The sequence below is a fragment of the Thioclava arctica genome (assembly GCF_040892615.1).
GTDB classification, from domain to species: domain Bacteria; phylum Pseudomonadota; class Alphaproteobacteria; order Rhodobacterales; family Rhodobacteraceae; genus Thioclava; species Thioclava arctica.
In genome coordinates, this window is sequence record NZ_JBFRYC010000012.1 from 59,642 (window position 1) to 81,439 (window position 21,798).

20 protein-coding genes and 2 pseudogenes are annotated in these 21,798 nt (G+C 58.5%); 15 read left to right on the plus strand and 7 right to left on the minus strand.

Features of this window, described 5'->3' with window-relative positions:
• Positions 1–5: 5 nt before the first annotated feature.
• Positions 6–320 (minus strand): annotated as a pseudogene (locus AB4874_RS16095) (DDE-type integrase/transposase/recombinase); the annotation flags it as partial.
• On the opposite strand from AB4874_RS16095, the gene AB4874_RS16100 reads away from it, so the two are divergent.
• Positions 310–594, plus strand: coding sequence for an Eco29kI family restriction endonuclease (locus tag AB4874_RS16100; RefSeq protein ID WP_438273494.1), 285 nt, complete (start codon positions 310–312; stop codon positions 592–594). The pseudogene AB4874_RS16095 and the gene AB4874_RS16100 sit on opposite strands and share 11 nt — an antisense overlap.
• 130 nt (positions 595–724) lie before the next feature.
• Entirely contained in the window at positions 725–2,092 is a 1,368-nt protein-coding gene (locus tag AB4874_RS16105; RefSeq protein WP_368392738.1) for an ISNCY family transposase, read from the plus strand.
• Between the two features lie 519 nt (positions 2,093–2,611).
• Here the strand turns inward: AB4874_RS16105 and AB4874_RS16110 are convergent.
• Positions 2,612–3,742, minus strand: a complete 1,131-nt coding sequence (locus AB4874_RS16110; RefSeq protein ID WP_368392739.1) for a Gfo/Idh/MocA family protein — start codon at positions 3,740–3,742, stop codon at positions 2,612–2,614.
• 23 nt (positions 3,743–3,765) lie between these two features.
• Positions 3,766–4,482: a GntR family transcriptional regulator gene (locus AB4874_RS16115; RefSeq protein ID WP_368392740.1), complete on the minus strand. Its 717-nt coding sequence runs from the start codon at positions 4,480–4,482 to the stop codon at positions 3,766–3,768.
• A 90-nt stretch (positions 4,483–4,572) separates the two neighbouring features.
• On the opposite strand from AB4874_RS16115, the gene AB4874_RS16120 reads away from it, so the two are divergent.
• From AB4874_RS16120 to AB4874_RS16145, 6 genes are all read left to right on the plus strand, one after another.
• On the plus strand, positions 4,573–5,727 hold the full coding sequence (locus AB4874_RS16120; RefSeq protein ID WP_368392741.1) for an LLM class flavin-dependent oxidoreductase: 1,155 nt from the start codon (positions 4,573–4,575) through the stop codon (positions 5,725–5,727).
• Entirely contained in the window at positions 5,727–6,617 is an 891-nt protein-coding gene (locus AB4874_RS16125; RefSeq protein ID WP_368392742.1) for an aldo/keto reductase, read from the plus strand. The genes AB4874_RS16120 and AB4874_RS16125 overlap by 1 nt, the downstream gene beginning before the upstream one ends.
• Positions 6,617–7,135: a flavin reductase family protein gene (locus AB4874_RS16130; protein WP_368392743.1), complete on the plus strand. Its 519-nt coding sequence runs from the start codon at positions 6,617–6,619 to the stop codon at positions 7,133–7,135. The genes AB4874_RS16125 and AB4874_RS16130 overlap by 1 nt, the downstream gene beginning before the upstream one ends.
• An 82-nt stretch (positions 7,136–7,217) precedes the next feature.
• Positions 7,218–7,805 carry a TRAP transporter small permease gene (locus AB4874_RS16135; protein WP_368392744.1) on the plus strand — a complete coding sequence of 196 codons (588 nt, stop codon included), beginning with the start codon at positions 7,218–7,220 and terminating at the stop codon, positions 7,803–7,805.
• Positions 7,805–9,094 carry a TRAP transporter large permease gene (locus tag AB4874_RS16140; protein ID WP_368392745.1) on the plus strand — a complete coding sequence of 430 codons (1,290 nt, stop codon included), beginning with the start codon at positions 7,805–7,807 and terminating at the stop codon, positions 9,092–9,094. The genes AB4874_RS16135 and AB4874_RS16140 overlap by 1 nt, the downstream gene beginning before the upstream one ends.
• Positions 9,095–9,119: 25 nt before the next feature.
• Positions 9,120–10,190, plus strand: coding sequence for a TRAP transporter substrate-binding protein (locus tag AB4874_RS16145; protein ID WP_368392747.1), 1,071 nt, complete (start codon positions 9,120–9,122; stop codon positions 10,188–10,190).
• Between the two features lie 261 nt (positions 10,191–10,451).
• Here AB4874_RS16145 and AB4874_RS16150 read toward each other — a convergent pair whose 3' ends face one another.
• Together AB4874_RS16150 and AB4874_RS16155 are read right to left on the minus strand one after the other, a co-directional pair.
• Positions 10,452–10,607, minus strand: coding sequence for an ATP-binding protein (locus AB4874_RS16150; protein ID WP_438273495.1), 156 nt, complete (start codon positions 10,605–10,607; stop codon positions 10,452–10,454).
• A 169-nt stretch (positions 10,608–10,776) separates the two neighbouring features.
• The gene (locus AB4874_RS16155; protein WP_368392748.1) at positions 10,777–11,571 is read right to left on the minus strand and encodes an IclR family transcriptional regulator; all 795 of its coding nucleotides are present in this window, start codon (positions 11,569–11,571) and stop codon (positions 10,777–10,779) included.
• A gap of 184 nt (positions 11,572–11,755) precedes the next feature.
• Here AB4874_RS16155 and AB4874_RS16160 point away from each other — a divergent pair, with 184 nt between their 5' ends.
• From AB4874_RS16160 to AB4874_RS16190, 7 genes are all read left to right on the plus strand, one after another.
• Positions 11,756–13,279 (plus strand): ABC transporter substrate-binding protein, encoded by a 1,524-nt coding sequence (locus AB4874_RS16160; protein ID WP_368392749.1) that lies wholly within the window; start codon positions 11,756–11,758, stop codon positions 13,277–13,279.
• A gap of 94 nt (positions 13,280–13,373) precedes the next feature.
• The gene (locus AB4874_RS16165) at positions 13,374–14,291 is read left to right on the plus strand and encodes an ABC transporter permease (RefSeq protein ID WP_368392750.1); all 918 of its coding nucleotides are present in this window, start codon (positions 13,374–13,376) and stop codon (positions 14,289–14,291) included.
• A 1-nt stretch (position 14,292) separates the two neighbouring features.
• Positions 14,293–15,210 (plus strand): ABC transporter permease, encoded by a 918-nt coding sequence (locus tag AB4874_RS16170; RefSeq protein ID WP_368392751.1) that lies wholly within the window; start codon positions 14,293–14,295, stop codon positions 15,208–15,210.
• 4 nt (positions 15,211–15,214) lie between these two features.
• A complete protein-coding gene (locus tag AB4874_RS16175) occupies positions 15,215–16,222 on the plus strand; it encodes an ABC transporter ATP-binding protein (protein ID WP_368392752.1) in 1,008 nt (335 codons plus the stop codon).
• A complete protein-coding gene (locus tag AB4874_RS16180) occupies positions 16,219–17,208 on the plus strand; it encodes an ABC transporter ATP-binding protein (RefSeq protein ID WP_368392753.1) in 990 nt (329 codons plus the stop codon). Before AB4874_RS16175 ends, AB4874_RS16180 begins: the two co-directional genes overlap by 4 nt.
• A gap of 30 nt (positions 17,209–17,238) precedes the next feature.
• Positions 17,239–18,807, plus strand: a complete 1,569-nt coding sequence (locus AB4874_RS16185) for a gamma-glutamyltransferase (protein ID WP_368392754.1) — start codon at positions 17,239–17,241, stop codon at positions 18,805–18,807.
• A 3-nt stretch (positions 18,808–18,810) separates the two neighbouring features.
• Positions 18,811–20,214, plus strand: a complete 1,404-nt coding sequence (locus tag AB4874_RS16190; protein ID WP_368392755.1) for a M20 family metallopeptidase — start codon at positions 18,811–18,813, stop codon at positions 20,212–20,214.
• Positions 20,215–20,462: 248 nt separating this feature from the next.
• On the opposite strand, the pseudogene AB4874_RS16195 reads toward AB4874_RS16190, so the two are convergent.
• A pseudogene (locus AB4874_RS16195) lies at positions 20,463–20,666 on the minus strand (IS3 family transposase); the annotation flags it as partial.
• 16 nt (positions 20,667–20,682) lie between these two features.
• Entirely contained in the window at positions 20,683–21,735 is a 1,053-nt protein-coding gene (locus tag AB4874_RS16200) for an IS110 family RNA-guided transposase (RefSeq protein WP_368392756.1), read from the minus strand.
• Positions 21,736–21,798 lie beyond the last annotated feature (63 nt).

The window sequence follows — 21,798 nt, forward strand, 5'->3', positions numbered from 1 at the left end:
TCAGCTCATGCGGCGAGTTCACCCGCGTATTTGTCCCACTGACGAAATGCATCAGCTCGGTTCTGGCGGAAGGTTGTTGCGTTCATCTTATGACGGCGGGGGCGGAACAGGTTCGCGGTTTCCTCATGGATAGCCAGGAACCTCTGGGCTTGGCGCGAGGATTTGAACCGGCCCTGTATCTTCTCCCGTTTTCGCGTCGGCCTGTGTGATCCTTCAACGCGATTATTCAGCCCCTTGTGCACTCGGTGGTCCAGCTCCAACCCAAGCTTGCGTAAGGCCGCGCCGTAGCTGCGCAACTTGTCTGTAATGATGATACGCGGTATTGGTAAACACGGCGACGCCGCGACGACCCGTGCGAACAACAAGTCGCCATGGGACACGATGCATCCTGGTCGCAAATGGGCCGAAGGAAATCCAGAGGCCAAATACGCTGACGATATTCGCACGGATGTTGCTGAGCATTTTCGAACCAAACCTATGTTTAGAACAACAGAAGATGTATTTCGCGCTTTTGCGGAAGGCATACGACAAGCTGATCGTCTCGATCCTGACGACGAGACCAAAATGGAAGACGAAGCGGATGAGATCAGCTGATTATTCGCGCAATCTTTACATAAGACGGATTACAGGATTATTGTATGTAAGCGCAAAGTTAGAATGTCTCACATCTGCAAAGTAGAAGTGTCACACTTCCCTGTCGATCAAGCAGGATTGGAGTGTGGCCGTGGGATTGATCATCATGAGCGAACGCGAGCTGAACCGCATTGAAGTACTGAGCCAACTGACACGCGGTGCGATGACGGCCGTAACAGCTGCCAACGTGCTGGGCCTGAGCCGACGACAGGTCCACAGGCTGCTGAAGGATTTTCTAATTGGAGGTCCTGGTGCCATCCGGCACAAGGCGCGTGGCCGAAGATCCAACAACCGGATCGATCCTGCGATACGCGACTTCGCCGTCCTGTTGGTGCGTGAGCATTACATCGATTTCGGGCCTACGTTTGCCGCCGAGAAGCTCGCGGAAGATCATGGTTTGAAGGTCTCGCGTGAGACACTGCGCAAATGGATGCAGGACGCCGGGATCTGGCTGTCACGCAAGCAGCGCCGCACGTTCCATCAGCCCAGATTGCGTCGTGAATGCCTGGGCGAGTTGATCCAGATCGACGGCTCTGATCATCATTGGTTCGAGGATCGCGGTCCGGCCTGCACCCTGTTGGTGTTCATTGACGATGCGACGAGCACGCTGATGCAACTGCGGTTGGTGCCCTCTGAGAGTACGTTCAGTTATTTTGAAGCGCTGGACTTGTATCTGACAACGCATGGCAAGCCGGTTGCGTTCTATTCCGACAAGCACTCCGTGTTCCGTGTGGCCCAGCAAGGGGCCAAAACCGGTCACGGGATGACCCAGTTCGGGCGTGCCATGACTGAGCTGAACATCGAGATTCTGTTTGCCAACAGCTCTCAAGCCAAAGGGCGTGTCGAAAGGTCAAACCGCACGCTGCAGGACCGGTTGGTCAAGGAGCTCCGGCTGGCTGGGATCTCGGACATGGAGGCTGCGAATGCCTTTCTGCCTGTCTTCATGGAACGCCATAACGCCAAGTTTGCAAGGGTTCCGCGCCGTCCTGACAATCTGCACAGGCCCATGAACATCGAGCCGGACCGGTTGCGCGATGTCTTTTGCCTGCGCGATGAACGCTACGTCGGCGCGCAACTGACGTTCTCCTTCGAGCGGCAGCGGATCATCCTGGCGCAGAACGAGATTACGCGGGGCCTTGTGGGCAAATACGTCGACAGCTACGCCTTTCCGGATGGCCGGCTGGAGTTTCGCTGGCAGGGTATCTCACTGCCCTACTCTATCTTCGACAAGGACCAGCGCGTCACGCATGCGGCGATCACCGAGAACAAGCATCTCAGCGCGGTGCTGGAGCATATCAAGGCCGAACAGGACAAGGCACCCCCGAAGCCGCGCCGGGCTGGCAAGCAGGCGACGGTCTATGTTCCGAACGGCCGACGCAATGCCGAAGGCTGGAATTCAAAGCTCGCGCGAAGGGCAAAGCAGAAAGCTGAAGCTGCCGCGCCACATCCCGCCGAATGACCCAAACAGCATGGCTGTTCAGGGCTGCGATAGATGAGGTCTCCGCCCTGCCCAGCCATGCTGCGACACTGCATTTGAGACATTTCTACTTTGCACACCGAGGGACATTTCAACTTGGTTGCAACATTGTATATGATTAAAGCGTGCTCCAAACTGGGCCTCGAAATTTTCGCTAAATTATTGTTAATAAAAGAAAAATGAAAGTTGGCGCATATAAGGCAACACCTGCGCGAGCGATGCGCGATTGACGGTATATCGGGAATCTTCATTCCCTTCCGCGATGAGAGCCTACACGCAAATTAGTGAAAATGGAGATCAAGAGAAGGGTCACCATGAGGGGGTCACGGCTTTCAAAATTGATCAGAAATCCATTGGCCCCAATCGTAAACATCGCGACGCTGCACAAGAGATACGTTTGCAACTGCTGGAACGTATCGCGCACAGACAGGTCTGCCCCCTCCCCGCGTATTATTACGTTGCGGGCAGGCGGGCAGACCAGCTAGCCGCATGCCTGCGACTTTACTCAGCCGGAACGACGGCGGGTGTGGTTAACCAAGGGTGGGACGCAAAGCTGACGGCTTGTCCGGTTACGATCGATTCTTGCACCGCCTGCCCGATCGCTACGGCCGCCCAACCGTCCGCCAGACCCACTTCTGGCGCATCACGCTCACCGCGTACCAATGCCAAAAATCCTTCGTGCTGATGGAAGGTCGAGCCGTTATGATCGCCCGCTGCCAGCAACTCGGGTGGCACGGGCAGTTCGCGCTCAATCGGGCCGCTGGGATTGCGCGGCGAGATCACCAGCTTGGGCACCGGTGGTGCGCCCAGATGGTCGGGCCAGAACCGGGTCGGTCCGGGTACCAGTGCCTCGATCTTGCCCTTAGGCCCGACTGCGCAAACCTCTTCCTGATAGCGCGAGCCCTCGGCATACATGCACAGCTCCAGCATCGCGCGCGCGCCATTGGCGAACTCCAAAATCGCATAGCCCGCGTCCAGAATGTCGGGCACGCCCTCTTCGTTGATATGGTTGCGCGAGGGCGGGGCCGAGGCCATGACCCGCACCGGCTCGGACCCAATAGCCAGCCGCATCAGGTCGAAGAAATGACAGCATTTCTCAACAAAAGTGCCGCCCGTGTAGCGGTTGAAGCGATTCCAGTTGCCAACTTTGAACAAGAAGGGAAAGCGGTGCTCGCGGATGGTGAGCATGTTCAGTCCGCCAGTAGCCTCTTGCACCTGTTCTAAAAACGCGGCGATGGGGGGCATGTAGCGGTATTCCATCGCAACCCATACCGGCGCGGGGTAGCTGTCGTGGAACGCCATCAGGCGCGCAGTTTGATCGGGAGCCGTGAAAAGCGGCTTTTCCACCAGTACCGGCAGGGGCCGCGTCGTGGCGATCTCTTCGAGCTGCTCGAGATGGCGGAAATTCGGGCTGGTGATCACCAAACAATCGAGCGCCTCATGGGCCAGCGCCTCGGCGATCGAGCCCACCAGCTTGGCCGTGGGCGCAAAGTGCAGCGCTTGCGCGGCCATCTCGGCATCGGGCTCAAAAATCACCGTCACCTCTGCCCCGTCGAGCAGCGCGATGTTGCGCAGATGCTCCTGCCCCATCATCCCGCAACCGATCATCCCGTAGCGTATCTTTTCGCTCATAGGGTTTGTCCTCCTCTTTCGTCTCATCTCATGCGTTGAACGTAATGCGCGCGGCTGGTGTCGAACCAAGTGCGCGAAAATTCGATCGAATCTGCCGTATCAGCCCAGCTTAAGCGCTCGATATAACCAGCGGTGTCGCCGGGTTTGCAGGCAAGCGCGGGTGGGCCCCAGTCGGGCAGCGGAGCAAAGCTCACCCGGTCCTCGGCACGGGTGATCCAGAAATTGAGCGCGCGCTTGTAGTATTCATAAAGCGAATCCTCGAGGCCATCTGCAGCAACCTCGCCCATCGATCCATCAAGCCAGATCTCTTCCAGCGCGATCGGCGTCTCATCCAGCAGGCGCAAGCGGCGGATGCGGCTGGCGCGCGGCGCGGTGCCGAATGCGGGGAGATCATCGGGCTTGTCGAGCACATCGATCGACAGGACGCGCGCATTGGGAAACCCACCACCTTCCAGCAGCTCGATGCGGAACATCGAATAGAAATGGCTTCGCAGGTTTTGCGTGCGGATGTAGTTCCCCGAGCCCTGTACCCGCTCAAGCAAGCCCTTCTCTTCAAGATCTTCGAGCGCGCGGCGCAAGGTGCCCACCGCGATTCCGATATCGGCGGCCATGACGCGCTCGGGGGGCAGCCGTTCGCCATCAGGCAATCGGCCCGCTGCGATGTCACGAATCAGCATTTCGGAAATCTGCTGATAAATCGGCAGTCCGGTGCGCGCCTGCGGCTGATTTGCCTGTGTCATTTGGTCGCTCCGAAAATTGATACAGTATTGATCTATATCAAGGCGGCTGCTAAGTGAAGGGAAATCGCACGGATTCTCTGGGAGGAATTGATGACTGTTGTGCCGGTAAAATCAGCCAATCTGGATGCAGCCGAGGTATCGTGGTTCGCGGCGCTGTGCTCGGATGATTACCGCTACTTAGGCCAGCCCGAGGGGGATCTGCGTTCGAACTGGGCGCATTGCTCTGATATCGTTCGCGAGGCCGAGCGGCAGGGGTTTCGCAACATCCTGTGCCCCTCCTCCTATCAGGTCGGGCAAGACACGCTGAGCTTTGTGGCCGGAGCCAGCCAAGTTACCAACCGGATGAATTTCCTTGCCGCCGTGCGCTGTGGCGAGATGCAGCCGATCATGCTGGCGCGCACGATTGCGACGCTTGATCACATGCTGGAAGGTCGACTGACGGTGAACATCATCTCGTCGGATTTTCCGGGTCAAAAGGAAGACAGCGCCTATCGCTACCAGCGCTCGCGCGAGGTGGTCGAAATTCTCAAACAGGCCTGGACCCGCGATGAGATCAATTTCAAGGGTGAGATCTACGACTTCAAAGGGCTAAGCACCGATCCGGTGAAACCCTATCAAACCGGCGGCCCGCTGTTGTATTTCGGCGGCTATTCGCCCGCTGCGGTCGAGCTTTGCGCCGAGCATTGTGATGTTTACCTGATGTGGCCCGAGACCAAAGAAGAATTGGCAGGCCGCATGAAAGTGGTCAACGAGGCCGCCGAACGTCACGGGCGGGTTCTTGATTACGGGCTGCGGGCGCATGTGATCGTGCGCGACACCGAGGCCGAGGCCAAGGAATACGCGCAAGAACTGGTATCCAAGCTGGATGACGAAGAAGGGCGCAAAATCCGCGAGCGCGCGCTGGATGCTGGGTCGTTGGGCGTGTCCAAACAGGCGCGCAACCGCGAGTTGGCCGATGAGAGCGGCTATGTCGAGCCCAACCTGTGGACCGGCGTGGGCCGGGCACGCTCGGGCTGTGGCGCGGCGCTGGTGGGTTCTGCCGATCAAGTGCTGAGCAAACTGGAAGAGTATCGCAAGATGGGCATTCGCGCCTTCATCCTGTCGGGCTATCCCCATATCGATGAAGCCCGCCATTTCGGTCGCCTCGTGATGCCCCATCTCGATACGGTCTCGCTGCCCGAGGTCTATGGCCGTGTGCCGATGGGGCCACCCGCCACACCACTGGCCGAAGGGGAGCGCCGCTGATGGAAAAGATCAAACTCAGTGATGACGTGGCGCTCAGCCGGATCGTCTATGGCATGTGGCGTCTTGGCGATGATGCTGACACCTCGCCCACCCATGTGCGCGCCAAGATCGACGCTTGCCTTAACCAAGGCATCACCACCTTTGACCACGCCGATATCTATGGTGATTACGGGGCCGAGGGGATTTTCGGCGCGGCTTTGCGCGCGGATCCCGCCCTGCGCGACCAAATCGAAATCGTCACAAAATGCGATATCGTGGCCCCGATCGGACGCTATGCGGATCGCCCTGTGAAACATTACGACACCTCGCGCGCCCACATCATGGCGTCGGTCGAAACCTCGCTGCGTGAACTCGCCACCGACCGGATTGATCTGCTGCTGATCCACCGCCCCGATCCGTTCATGGACCATCATGAGACCGGCGCCGCGCTGGATGATCTGGTGGCCTCGGGCAAGGTGCGCGCGGTGGGCGTGTCTAATTTCCGCCCCTGGGATTGTGAATTGCTGCAATCGGGCATGCAAACCCCGCTTGCGACGAACCAGATCGAGATCAGCCTGTCGCGACTTTCGCCCTTCACAGATGGCGATCTGGCCTTTCATCAGCGCAAGGGGCAGCCTGTGATGGCCTGGTCGCCGCTGGGTGGCGGCGCGCTGATGTCGGCTCAGGGCCCTGCGCAAGACGTGCTGGATACGGTCGCTGCCGATCACGGGGTTGATCGCGCCGCCGTCGCCACTGCGTTCTTACTGGCCCACCCGGCCCGAATTCTGCCAGTGATGGGCACTAATACCTTGTCGCGGATCACAGCACTGTCGGATGCGCTGAAGGTCAAGCTCGACCGGGAAACGTGGTTTCGCCTGTATGAAGCGGGTCTTGGTCAGGAGGTTCCGTGATGAATGCCGCCCCCGAGTTCCAACCCCGCGCATTTGTGCCTGGCCCCGACAACACCCGACTGCTGCGCGACGCCTTTGGCCGCTTTGCAACCGGCGTGACGATCGTCACCGCCGCAAGTGAGTCCGGCCCCGTCGCGATCACCGCCAACAGCTTTTCGTCGGTCTCGCTTGATCCGCCGCTGGTGATCTGGGCGCCGGACCGGAATTCCCGACGCTTCCCGCATTTCGAGAGCGCCGAGCATTACGCGATCCACGTGCTGGCCGCTGATCAGGATGCGCTGTGCTTTGCCACCGCCAAAAATGTGCACGCCTTGCTTGAGCACAGCCACCACACCAACGCCCATGGCGTCCCCCTGATCGATGGCTGCCTTGCGCGGTTCGAGTGTCGCCGGGTTGCCTGCCATGAAGGCGGCGATCATCTGCTGGTGCTGGGCCAGGTCGAGCGCGCAGTTCTGCGCGACGATGGCGATGCGCTGGCATTTTTCCGCGGACAGGTCCGCAAGATCGACATGAACTGATGTGATAGAGACATGCCCCGCGCGCGCCTGTTGAGGAGGAAACGCAGGCGCGGGCAATGGGGCCGTGGGAGGAAACGCGCGAATGACAACGACTTTAAGTCTGCTCAGGCCCTTGGTCTGGTTGAACGATGTGCTGCTTTTGGCCGGCCGCTGGATTGGCGTGCTGGCCGTGGCGCTTATGGTCTTGGCGATCCTGATCCAGATCTGGTTTCGCTACGTCCTCAACAATGCGCTGCCATGGCCCGATGAGGCCGCGCGATTTTGCATGCTTTGGATGGCGGGGCTGATGGCCCCTTCGGCCCTGCGCGCGGGCGGGTTCGTAGCCATTGACATGTTGACATCAATGCTGCCGCGCGGCATCGGCAAAATACTGGCACTTGTGCTTTTGGTACTCTCGCTGATCGTCAGCGTCACCGCGTTGAAGCTGGGCTGGGCGGGGGTTACGGGCTTTGGCGGCAAATTCGCCACCGCCTCGCTTTGGATGCCAGACAGTCTGGCTTTTGATCACTGGATGAGGGTGCCACGCAGCTGGATGATGGCTTCACTGGTGGTGGGCTTCGCGATGCTTGTTCTGGTAAATATAGAATTGCTCGCGCGCAATCTGCTTTCGCTATTTACAGGCGCGGACCCGCTGCCTGCCATTATGTCCATCGCCGGGGGGGCTGAGTGATGCTGGTCTGGTTCCTCCCACTCTTTCTGGTTTTGATCATGATCGGGTTTCCGATCTTTTTCGCGCTGCTGGCTGCCCCCGGCGCAATGTTGCTTCTCAACGGGCAAGAACGCGATTTTGCGCTGCTTTATCGTAATCTTTATAACGGGATGGACAGTTTTCCGCTGCTCGCGATCCCGTTCTTCATGTTGGCCGGCGAGATGATGAATTCGGGCGGTATCACCCGTCGTCTGGTCGAGTTCTCCGAAGCGATGATGGGCCATTTGCGCGGCGGGCTGGCGCATGTGAACATCCTCTCCTCAATGTTGTTCGCGGGGCTTTCGGGCTCGGCTGTGGCCGATACTTCCGCCCTTGGCTCGATGTTGATCCCGGCGATGGAGCAACAGGGGTATACTCGGAAATTTGCCGCCGCGATCACCGCAGCGAGCTCGGTGATCGGGCCGATTATCCCGCCCTCGGGGATCATGATCATTTACGCCTATGTGATGGGCCAATCGGTCGCGGCGCTGTTTCTGGCCGGAATTGTGCCGGGGATCTTGGTGGGCGTGGGGCTGATGTTGATGGTCAAGTTCATGGCCAACAAATACGATTTTCCGATCGCCAAGCCCCGCTCGAACTGGCCTGAGCGCGGGCAGGCCTCCTTGCGCGCCTTTTTCCCGCTGATGACCCCGGTGATCATCTTGGGCGGTATCTTGGGCGGCATCTTTACCCCGACCGAGGCCGCAGCCATCGCGGTCGCTTATGCCTTGATCGTGGGGCTGTTCATCTTGCGCACTCTACGCTTTGGCGACTTGCCCAACATCCTGATGCGGGCGGGGCTGACATCGTCGGTGGTGCTGTTGCTGGTGGGCGCGGCCATGGCGTTCAAAACGGTTGTCAGCCTTGCCCACGCGCCCGAAGCGCTGGCGAGCTTTATCCTCGGCCTGTCCGATAATCCGCTGATATTGCTGTTCCTGATCAACATCTTGCTGTTCATCGTGGGTATGTTTTTGGATGCTGGGCCCGCGATCATCGTGCTGGGGCCGATCTTGGCGCCGATCTTTACCGGGCTGGGTGTCGACCCGATTCATTTTGCTATCATTATGAGCGTGAACCTGACGGTGGGGCTTGCCACGCCCCCAATGGGGTTGGTGCTATTCGTGGCCGCTGCTGTGTCTAAAGAAAAGGTCGAGACGATAGCGCGCGCGATCTTGCCGTTCCTTGCGGTGGAAGTGGTCGTGATCTTTTTGATCACCTATTTCCCCGCGATTTCCATGACCATTCCCCGTCTGACGGGGTTCGCCAACTGAATTGCAGAGCATAAGGGAGGATACAATGCTCAGAAACTTTATCACCACACTGGCCCTCAGCGCCACAATGGCTGCGGGCTTTGCCGGCACCGCGCTGGCCCAGACCAGCACGATCACGCTGCGCGCGGTCGCCAACTCCAACACCAATGACGAGGATTACGACGGGCTCGTCGTGTTCAAAAACTATGTCGAGAACGCCTCGAACGGCAAGATCAAGGTTGATCTGTTCATCGGCACGCAACTTTGTTCGAACGGGGCGGAATGTCTGCAAGGCATCTCGGATGGCTCGCTTGATATCTACATCTCGACCTCGGGGGGGGCGTCGGGGATCTTCCCCTATGTTCAGGTGCTTGACCTGCCCTATCTGATGCCCAATGATCGGGTCGCCGAAGAGGTGCTGACCCATACCGCCTTCACCTCCGAGCTGCGCAAGATGGCGTTGGCTGATAGCGAAGATACGATCCGCCTGATGACCATCGGGAATACTGGAGGCTGGCGCAACTTCGCCAACACCAAGAAAACGGTGAAAACGCCCGCTGATCTGAAGGGCATGAAAATCCGCACGATTGTCGCCGATCTGCCGCAAGAGCTGGTCAAGGCGATGGGAGCTTCGCCGACGCCGATCCCGTGGCCCGAGCTGTTCACCGCGATGCAGACCGGCGTGGTCGACGGCACCAAGAACGGTATCACCGACATCATGAACATGAAGTTTCCCGAAGCGGGGCTAAAGCATCTGACCCTTGACGGTCACGCCTACATGGCGGCGCTGTGGTGGATGAACAACCAGAAGTTTCAGGAAATGTCGCCCGACATGCAGCGCGTGATCCTCGACGGCTTTTATGCGTTGCAACAGGCGACCTTCGCTTCGCCCAAGCGTAAATCCATCGCTGCCTATGAAGAGTTCAAGAAAGACGGCGGCGAGATCTACGTGCCGACCCCCGACGAGAAGGCGCGATTCCAAGAGGCCGCCCAACCCGTCTACGGTTGGTTCAAGGACAATGTCCAAGGCGGGGATAAGGCCTTCACCGACCTACAAGCCGCCGTTGATACCGCGCAAAAGACGATCAAGGCCCAGCGTGAATCCGAGCTGAACTAAGCGACGAGATCTCGCCCTTTCAAACAAAGAGCCCGTGCCTATGGCGCGGGCTCTGCCATTCCACGATCACACAAGATATGCGCTGACATCGGTCGTTTCGCAATGGGCCGGGGGGGTTGAAATATGAACAATCAAGCCGCGTAAGCCGCAGCCTCAATAAGCACTTAAGTTACGTCGAGACCTCTGCTGATTTCAGAAATACCGGACAGCGATTACGCTAATTCCCGGACAGCTCGGGCACGGCTGATCCTCTGCCTGCGATCATGTTTCGGTTGGGATAGTTTCGGTGTTTTCGGCGGAGGTCAAGGCCGCGTTCCGATCCTTTCTGCGCACGCTGTCTCCCTTGAGTTCAATGCGGTGTGCGTTGCGGACGATCCGGTCGAGGATGGCATCTGCAATGGTGGGCTCGCCGATCATGTCATGCCATCCTGACACGGGCAGCTGGGCGGTAATGATGGTGGCGCTCAAGCTGCCAGAAGATGTGGCGGCGCGGCCGTGGCCTCTTCAGCACGCAGGGCGCTGAGCCGGTCGGTGTATTCGTCCGTCAGAAGACAGAATGCACACCGCAAACCCGGTACCCTCAGCGTCAGTCGTAGTGCGGGCGCAGTTGTGGAGATATAGAATTAGCGGTGTCCTGAAGCCATGGGAGAATCTCGGCACGGATGCGTTCTACACTCCAATGATGGGATGACACCGAACAATGTACAGCCGCGTAGGCGCGTCCGTCGGGGCCGCAAATTGCACAGGCGATGCCTACCTCGTTCAAGATCATCTGGTTGTGGGTGATGGCGTAACCTGCTCTTGACGCTGCGTCGATTTGGCAAGCGATTTCCGCGCGGTCCATGGTAGTTCGCGGTGTATGCGAGTGCAGGCCCCAATCTCGCACGGCCTGCGCGCGTTCCTCCGGTGGGAAGCTGGCCAATATGACCTGCCCCGCAGAAGTGTTCAGCGCGGGCACCATGCGCCCCGGCACCGATGCGGCGAAGATTGTCCGCGTGCAAGGAAGGCGCGCGGCATAGATGATGTTCTGACCTGAGAGTTCGGCCAGATTTACCGTTTCTCCGAGGCGTTGCGACAAATCGATCAGCTTGGGCATCGCGCGCGCGATCAGTGGATCGGACCAGTAATAGGCATAGGCCATTTGCAGCCAGGCATGGGATGGACGATAACGCCGCGTTACCGGATCCTTATCTAGCATCCCCTCAATATGCAGAGTGTTGGCCATTCTTTGCACCGCGCTTTTGTCGAGCCCGGTGAGTTGTGCGATGTCACCCAAAGACAATTCGGTATGAGTTTCGTCAAATGCCCGCAGCACGCGCAGGCCCTTGGCAAGGGTGCCAGCGAAGAGGGTATTTTGCTTACTCTTTTTGCTCTCGTTCATGGGATCGTCGCTCTCGTTAGAAAAATTGAACGCTTCGTGAAGTTGAGGGTTGATTTTCAAATCATCCCGACGTTCAAATAGATTATATCATGATCTATGGTATCATTATTTGATACATAGGGTTGTGGAATTGTCAATGCGATCATCAATAGCGACAGCGCGGCTGTGGCATGGAGGGTTTGAAATGAAAGTGACATTGCTTAAGGCCAGCGCACTTGTTCTGGCCGTTTCGGTGGCTGCCACTGGCGCCGCGTTGGCCGACAAGGCCAACGACACGCTGAAAGTCGCCTATACGAAAGAGTTGGAGAACGTCGATAGCTACTTCAACTCGTCTCGCGAGGGCGTCGTGTTACAGCGCGCTATCTGGGATGGTTTGATCTACCGCGATCCGATCACGAACGAATACAAAGGCAACCTTGCGACCAGTTGGAAATGGGTCGATGATAAGACGCTCGAATTGAAACTGCGCGAAGGCGTGAAATTCCACGACGGGTCGGACTTCGACGCCGATGACGTCGTTGCTACAGTCAATTTCGTCGCGGACGAGGCCAACGGCGTCAAGACGCAGCGCAACGTGAACTGGATGGAATCTGCCGAGAAGGTGGACCAATACACTGTAAGGATCCACACCAAGGACGTGTTCCCGGCGGCGATCGAATTCCTATCCGGTCCGGTATCGATGTATCCGGCCGAATACTATGCCAAAGTCGGTCCATCGGGCATGGGGCTGAAGCCCGTCGGCACCGGCCCCTATAAGGCGGTCGAGGTCGTTCCGGGTCAGCATTTTGTGCTGGAGAAGAACGAGAACTACTTTGACGGACCCAAGGGCCAGCCGACAATCGGCAAGATCGACATCCGCACGATTCCAGACGTCAACACCCAGATCGCCGAACTCTTTTCGGGCAATCTTGATCTAATCTGGCAGGTCCCTGCGGATCAGGCGGAGAAGCTGGCCGAAATGGGCGATCGTTTCACAGTGGCGAATGAATCGACTATGCGCATCGGCTATTTGACAATGGACGCAGCCGGGCGCTCAGGCGCGGACAACCCCTTCACCAACTTGAAGGTACGGCAGGCTGTCAACTATGCCATCGACCGCAATGCGCTGGTGAATAACCTGCTGAAAGGCAAGTCGAAGGTTGTTTGGTCGGCATGTTTCCCCAGCCAGTTCGGCTGCACGTCGGATGTCCAAGAATACGCCTATGACCCCGAAAAGGCAAAGCAACTGCTAGCCGAGGCAGGTTACAAAGACGGTTTCACAACGCCCTTTTATGCCTATCGTAACCGCGACTACGCCGAGGCGATTTCCAGCTACCTGAACGCCGTGGGTATCAAGACCGACTTTAAGATGCTGCAATATTCTGCCTTGCGCGAGAAAAGCATGAAGGGCGAGATCCCGTTGCAATTCCTGACTTGGGGCAGCTTCTCGATCAATGACGCGTCGGCGATCGTAAGCCAGTTCTTCAAGGGTGGCGAATTGGACGATGCACGCGACAAGCAGGTCGAGGAATGGCTCGCGGTGGCCGACAGTGCAACCGACCCCGAGAAGCGTAAGGAGTACTACAAAAAGGCGTTGCAGCGTATCGCAGACGAAGCCTATTGGGCGCCGATGTTCAGCTACAACACAAATTACGTTTCCTCCAAAGAGGTGAACTACACCCCGACGGCAGACGAGGTGCTGCGCTTTACCACTATGAAGTGGAACTGATCAGTTCAATGCAGGATCCGGCGGTATCCGGGTCCTGTTGCTCGGGCGGGCCGTTGCGGCTCGCCCCCTTTTCAGCCAGGAGATTTTCGTCACAATGATGCGCTACATCCTCAAGCGGGTCGGCCTTGCGATCCTTGTGGCATTCACCGTCAGCCTCATTAGTTTTTCACTGCTGTATTTATCGGGTGATCCGGCTGTTGCACTTGCGGGTGAAGGAGCCAATGCCAATGACATTGAATCGTTGCGTGTGCTCTACGGTTTTGATCGCCCGATGCTGGTGCAGTATGGCGACTGGTTGTGGCACGCGCTACAGGGTGACTTCGGACAGAGCTATTATTTCAAGCTGCCGGTCGCCAGCCTGATTGCCGACCGCTTGTCGATCACAATGACGCTTGGCGCCTGCGGTATTTCTTTTGCTCTGCTGACGGCTGTGCCCTTGGGTGTCGCCGCGGCTATCCGCCCCAATTCGATCGTGGATCGTGTGGCGCTCTTCTTGTCGGTGGCAGGGCAGGCGTTGCCAAGCTTTTGGTTTGGCCTGATCCTTATCGTGCTCTTTACGATCAAGCTCGGTTGGTTGCCGGCCTCTGGCTCAACTGGTTGGCAGAATTACGTAATGCCGACAGTCGTTTTAGGCTATTATGCCATGCCCGCCATCATGCGCCTGACGCGTGCAGGGATGCTGGATGTATTAAATTCCGATTATATCCGCACCGCACGAGCCAAGGGTGCGGGCGAGTGGCGCGTGATGTTTAAGCATGCGCTGCGGAACGCGATCATCCCGGTGGTCAGCTTGGCGGCCGTGCAGATGGGCTTCATGCTGGGGGGCTCAATCGTGGTCGAGTCGGTCTTTGCACTACACGGCGCAGGCTATCTGGCTTGGGAAAGTATCGCGCGCAACGACCTGCCGACAGTGCAGGCACTAATATTAGTTTTTTCGATGTTCTACATCGTCTTCACGTTTCTTGCGGATGTGCTGAATGCATGGCTCGATCCGCGCATGAGGAGTTCCTGAGATGGCCGAACTGGATATGGCTGGGCAAAAGCTGGGCGACCCGCTGCTTGAAGAAATTTCCGGTCCGTCTCCGCGCCAGATCTTGCGTAAGCGAGCACTGGGGCATCTCGGGTTGATCTTTGGAGTTAGCGTGGTGGCGCTATTGCTGGCGGTGGCGATCTTTGCTCCGCTGCTGGCACCGCACAGTCCCTACGCTCAGAGTCTTGGCGAAAGGATGCTGCGCCCGGTCTTTATGGGTGGCTCTTGGGATCACATCCTAGGGACCGATCACTTGGGCCGCGACTACCTATCACGGCTGATCTACGGCGCACGGGTGTCGCTGCTGATCGGCGCGGTGGCCGCGCTGATTTCGGGGGTTATCGGAACCACGCTAGGCGTCGCTGCGGGCTATTTCGGGGGCAAGGTGGATGCGGTCGTTACCTTTCTGATCAATGTGCGTCTTGCCATGCCGGTCGTTCTGGTCGCACTTGCTGTCGTGGCTATTCTTGGCGGGTCGTTGAACGTTTTGATCGGAGTGTTGGGGCTGCTGCTGTGGGACCGCTTTGCAGTGGTGATGCGCGCCTCGACGCTTCAGGTCGTACGGCGTGAATACATCTCTGCCGCGCAAGCAATCGGTGCATCGACGCGCCGCGTGATCCTGTCCGAGATCATGCCAAATATCGTCAATAACCTGATCGTGATCGTAACGCTGGAAATGGCCCATGCGATCCTGCTGGAGGCGGCGCTGTCCTTCCTCGGGCTTGGCGTTCAACCGCCTACGCCTAGTTGGGGCCTGATGGTGAGCGAAGGCAAGAACATGATGCTGTTCGAACCGTGGCTTGTGCTGATCCCCGGTGCCGTCCTTTTCGTGCTGGTGCTGGCGATCAACTTGATGGGCGACGGTCTGCGCGACGTCACCGCCCCCGAAAACCGGAGCTGACCTGATGACAGACGCAACCGCCAAACCCCTTCTATCCGTGCGGGGCTTGACGCTGGATATCCCCTTGGCCAGCGGAATTCTGCACGCAGTGCGTGGAATTGATTTCGATGTTCACCGGGGCGAGACGCTGTGCATCGTGGGCGAGTCCGGCTCGGGGAAATCCCTGACGTTGCTCGCGATCATGGGCCTACTGGAAAAGAACATCAAACGTTCGGCAGAGCGCATGGATTTCGACGGAATCGAGCTGACGACGGCTTCGCGCCGCCAGATGCGCGCTTTGCGCGGCGATCGGATCGCGATGATCTTTCAGGAACCGATGACCTCGCTGAACCCGGCCTATACGATAGGCGACCAATTGATCGAGGCGCTACAACTACACCGAAATGTCAGCCGCGAAACTGCTCGCAAGCGCGCGGTCGAGCTTCTGGAGAAGGTTGGCATCACGGCAGCGGCCAGCCGTCTGGGACAGTATCCCCACCAGTTGTCAGGCGGTCTGCGCCAGCGCGTCGTAATCGCGATGGCCTTGATGTGCGAACCCGAGCTGATCATCGCGGACGAGCCGACGACGGCGCTGGACGTGACCATTCAGGCGCAGATCCTACGGCTGCTGGTTGACCTGACCAAGGAGATGGGCGTGGCCATGATCCTGATCACGCATGATCTGGGCGTCGTGGCACGTGTGGCCGACAAGGTTGGCGTGATGTATGCGGGTGAGTTGGTGGAAACCGGCCCTGCGAGCGACGTGTTCGGCACACCCCTCCATCCTTATACGCGCGGCCTGCTGCGTTGTATCCCGCAACCGGGCAAAACCGAGCGTGGCGCCGAGCTGGGGACCATCCCCGGTATCGTGCCCTCGCTGGTGGGCAAGGTAGAGGGCTGTGCGTTTCGGACCCGCTGCCCCCACGCAATTGCGGCCTGCCGTGAGGCGATTCCTGAACAGGGCACGCCGCCGCACGAGTTTCGATGCATTTTTGCGGACGGTGCGCGCGCGGCAGAAGGAGAAGCAGCATGAGCGACCCAGTCCTCGAACTACGCGGCGTCTCCAAGACGTATCGCGTCAAGCAGGGCCTTTTTGGAACGCCGGTGCCGCTGCGCGCCGTCGATGACGTTTCCTTTTCGCTGGGCCGAGGGGAGGTTCTGGGCCTCGTCGGAGAATCGGGTTGCGGTAAGTCCACGCTGGCGAAGATTCTGCTGGGACTGGACATGCCGACCAAGGGTAAGGTCTTGGTCGATGGCGAAGAAATCGGCGGTCAGGACCGGCTCGCGCTGGCGCGACGGATCCAGCCGATTTTTCAGGATCCCTATTCCTCGCTAAACCCGCGCAAGACCATCCATGATATCGTATCGCTTCCTCTACGTGTCCACGGTATTGGCGACGCGACAAGTCGCGATAAAGCGGTGCGCGAGACGCTGGACCTCGTTGGCTTACCAGTCCGCGTCGTCAATACCTATCCAAGCCAGATGTCGGGCGGCCAGCGCCAGCGTGTCGCCATTGCGCGCGCCCTAATTATGCGCCCCGAGATCGTGATTTGTGATGAGCCCACATCGGCGCTGGACGTCTCAGTGCAAAGTCAGATCCTGAATCTGTTGAACGATCTGCGCAATGAATTTGGGCTGACATATCTTTTCATCAGTCACGATCTGGCCGTTGTCGAGCATCTGGCGACCCGCGTCGCTGTGATGTATCTGGGCCGTATCGTAGAAGAAGCGAGCGTGGCCGATCTTTTCGACGCGCCGCGCCATCCCTACACGCGTGCGCTGCTGAATTCGGTTCTAACGCCTGATCCATCGCAGGGGGTACCGGATACGCAGTTGGGCGCAGCCTTTCCCAATCCGATCGCGCCGCCTTCGGGTTGCCATTTCCACCCGCGCTGTCCCTTCGCGCAAGACCATTGCAGCGCGCAGGCCCCGCGCGCTGTTCCGCGCTCGGGTGGGCATGTGGAATGTCACCTGCAAGATCCCGACAGCCCGATGTATCGCCCCGATTTCACGGTCTGACTTCTATTTATTATTGAAGGAGCAATCAAAATGGCCTCGTCTTTGTCGCGCACCATGCGAACCCGCAAGGTCGTGATTGAAACTGCGGGCGGCGTCGTTGCCTCGCAACATCGACTTGCCGCAGAAGCGGGCGCTGAGGTGCTGCGCGCAGGCGGTGATGCTGTCGACGCGGCGGTCGCCACTTCTTTCGTTTTGGGGGTGCTTGAACCTTGGATGAGTGGCCCCTCAGGCGGAGGCACGATGATGCTTTGGCGCGCGGATGAAGGTAAGCCCGTCGCAGTCAATTACGGAATGCGCTCGCCCAAGGGGTTGCGCGTCGAGGATTTTCCGCTGTCGGGCGAGGGTGTCGCTGGCGATCTGTTCCCTTGGGAGAAGGTCGAAGGCGACGTTAACGTGCAAGGCGCGAAATCCATCGCTGTCCCCGGTGTCGTAGACGGCTTGGGGCAGGTTCATGTCCGCTATGGTCGCATCCCATGGCGCGATCTGCTGGGGCCCGCCATTGCCCATGCACGTGAAGGGATGCTGGTAGATTGGTATGCTGCGCTGATTATCGCCTCTTCGACCCGAGCGCTATCTGCGGACGCGGATGCCGCTGCGCTGTTTCTGGAAGACGGGCAGTGGCCGACGATTTCGGGTTGGACGGCGCTGGCCGAGAAGCGGTTGGACCAAAGCCGTATGGCCGATAGTCTAGATATTCTGGCACGCGATGGCTCACGCGCACTCTATGATGGCGATCTGGGGGCTGCGATGGCGCGCGATGTACAACAGAAGGGTGGTTATCTCAGCCACGATGATCTTTGCCAGTACCACGCCGAGATACAATCGCCGCTGAGTTTCAGCTACCGCGATGCGCGGTTTCATGTCATGGACGGGCTTACAGCGGGCCCGACTTTTGCCCATGCGATGCAAGAACTTGAAAAGTCCGTGCTCGACGACAAGCCGACGGCCTTCGCGGCTTATGCAGACGCTCTGAAATCTGCCTACGTAGAACGCCTTGGCAAGATGGGTGACACGGGCGAAAGCCCGCACGCGCCCGGCTGCACGACACATTTTTCCGTTGTCGACCGCGCAGGCAATATGGTGTCGCAGACGCAAACGCTGCTTTCAATCTTTGGCAGCCGCGTGGTGTCGCCCTCGACCGGATTTCTGATGAACAATGGCATCATGTGGTTCGACCCCGTGCAAGGACGACCGAATTCACTTGCGCCCAATAAACGGTGCCTGATGAATGTTTGCCCGGTAATTGGTGAGGCGGGTAACCGTCGCTTTGCCTTCGGGGCCTCCGGGGGGCGCAAGATAGTGTCTGCGATGACGCAGATGGCGTCCTTCGTCGCGGATTTCGACATGGATATTGAGGCTACTTTCCTTCATCCGCGCATCGACATGTCGGGGGGCGCGACAGTGGTCGCTGACGAGGCGCACGCTCCCGAGGTGTTGGAGCGTCTAAGTAAGAAGCATGACGTGGTGACCGCCCCACGCACGGTATTTCCCTATGCATTTGCTTGCCCTGCGGGTGTCATGCACGAGGGCGAAATGAATACTGGCTGTACCGAGATAATGTCGCCCTGGGGCGACGCTGCACTGGAAGATGAGGAATGATTCATGAGCCGTAACACCGCCATCGACGCCGTCACTGAATATTTCGATGAGGGGCTCTTCCAGCGTGAACTGGCCGGGCTGGTCGCTTACAAAAGCGAAAGTCAAAACCCCGACGCGGCGCCAGAATTGCTGCGCTATCTGAAAGAAGCGATGCTGCCACGGCTGGAAAAGCTGGGCTTTGCCTGCGAGATCATCGACAATCCCGACCCGCGCGGTGGTCCGTTATTGATTGGCGAGCGGCATGAGGGCGATGCCTTGCCCACCGTGCTGACCTACGGCCATGGGGACGTGATCCGCGCGCAGGAAACTATGTGGCGCGAGGGGTTGGCGCCCTTCGAGTTGATCGAAGAGGGGGATCGCCTGTACGGGCGCGGCACCGCCGACAATAAGGGGCAACACCTGATTAACATCGCCGCGCTCGAGGCGGTGCTGGCGACAAGAGGGCATTTGGGCTTCAACAACCGTATCGTATTGGAGATGAGCGAAGAAGTGGGATCGAGCGGCTTGGCCGATGTCTTCCGCATGCATAAGAACCGCCTGACCGCTGATGTGTTGATCGCGTCCGACGGGCCGCGCTTGCAGCCCGAGGTGGCAACCGTCTTTATGGGGTCGCGCGGTGGTGTGACATTCGATCTGGAACTGACGCTGCGCGAAGGAGCGCACCATTCGGGCAACTGGGGTGGGTTACTCGCAGATCCGGCGATTATCTTGGCGCATGCGCTGGCAACGATTACCGATCAGCGCGGGCAAATCCTGATCGAGGAATGGCGACCCGACAGCTTGACCGACGACGTGCGCGCGGCGCTTGATGGCCTGCCTGTGGCGGGCGGGGAGGGACCAGACGTCGATGTCGATTGGGGCGAGCAAAGTCTAACTCCAGCCGAGCGCGTCTATGGCTGGAACAGCTTTGCCATTCTCGCCATGACCAGCGGCGTGCCAGAGGCACCGGTCAACGCAATTTCCGCGTCGGCCCGCGCTACCTGTCAGCTGCGCTACGTTGTTGGAACGGACCCGCAGGATATCATCCCGGCGCTGCGCAGGCACCTTGATGCGCACGGATACGAGGCGGTAAAGATCCACCCGCATGATCGGGGTTTCTTTGCAGCGACGCGGCTGGACCCGAAACACCCTTGGGTGGGGTTTGTGACCGACTCTATCCAGCGGACGACGGGCAAGGCACCGCATGTGTTGCCCAATTTGGCGGGCTCTCTGCCCAATGATAGTTTTGCCGACATCTTGGGTCTGCCGACGGTGTGGGTTCCTCATTCCTATCGCGGTTGTTCGCAGCACGCGCCGAATGAACATGTCCTGAAATCTCTCAGCCGCGACGCGCTGCGTGTGATGGCGGGAGTATTTTGGGATTTGGGCGCAGGCGACACTGCGCTACCTTCCAAAACCGGGCGCTGACGTAAGCTCCGATTTGCTGTCTGTTGATCTTCGACAAGAAGAAGATCAGAGATGTCGAGACGGAAGCCGTATTCGCCTGAGGCCAAGGTGAAGGACACCCGAGAAAGATGATCTGCGGATCGTGAAGCTCGAAGTGATCAAAGCCGATCTCGACCTGAAGACAGCGCAAAAATCGCGTCTGCTACGGGTCAGCTTGCCACCCCTTGCAAGGTGTGGCGAAGGGGGCGGATTGAATAGCCCCGCGTTTTCTAGACGCCTTCGGGTCTCAGTTTCCGCTGCCGTTCGAACTCGACGGGCGACAGCATCCCGTTTCTCGCATGCTTGCGCTTCGGGTTGTAGAACATCTCGATGTAATCGAACACGTCCTGCCGGGCCTGTTCGCGGGTTTTGTAGGTCCGGCGCCTGATCCTTTCGCGCTTGAGAAGGTTGAAGAAGCTCTCGGCAACCGCATTGAAGCTCCTATATTCGTCAAGCGGCGATTTGAGCTGATTTGGGCACACAGAGCTGGCTGTAGATTTCGCGAACGATGTAGCGTTTTAGACAGCGAATGATCTCGCTTTTACTCTTCCCGTCTCTGGTGCGCTTCTTGACATAGGCAAGGGTCGGTTGGTGGCTTCGCATTCTAACGATTGCAACGCGATATAGGGCAGCGTTGGCTTGCCGATTGCCACCACGGTTCAGGCGGAATCGATGTGTTTTGCCGCTGGACGCCGGAATTGGACAAACTCCGCACAGCTTTGCGAAGGCCGACTCTGAGCAGATGCGCGTTGGATCGTCGCCGACCAAAATCAGCATCTCTGCCACCGTCAGCGTCGCAATTCCATGAGATGCCATCAATTCGGGTGCGCGCTCCGTGACTAGGCGTTCCAGCTCCTTGTCGTGCTCTATAGTCTCTTCATGCAGCGACAACCATCGACGCGCCAATGCCCGCATGGCCGCTTTTGCTGAAGCCACTGGACTGTTGATGTCACCGGGGCGAAAGGCTGCAATATGCCGGATCAGTGCGACTTTTCCACGGATCTGATCCAGTGCGTCGCGCAAGTCGGCTGGTGCATTTATGATCAACGTCTTTAACGTCACCATTGCCTGCGAGCGTGACTTAACAGCGGTATCACGTGCAATCTTTAGATGCCGGATCATTTCTGAATGCCCCGTTTGTGTTTTGGGCCGAGCCGTTGCCTGCCCAGAGAGAACTGATCGCGCGGCCCCTTCTGCATCCAGGCTATCTGTTTTGCCTTGCGTGTATCGCAGCTGCCGATTTGGCCGCGTAACCTCAATGACATTGTGGCCTTGAGCTACCAACGACCGAGAAAGGCCTGCGCCATATGAGCCGGTGCCTTCGATCCCAAATGCCACAACTTGCCCAAGCGATCGCGACCAACGTTCCAGTTCCAAATACCCCTTTGGGTTGGTCGGAATGGAGAGCACCGCCAAACGGGTGCATTGCGTATCAATTGCAACAGCGACATGAGTTGCTTTGTGCGTATCGATGCCGATGATAACTGGATGTGTGGTCTTCATGGTGCCCGCATTGCTAAGAATGCCCAGGCACCGATCCGAGGGGACAGGACTGTGAAGGGGCGT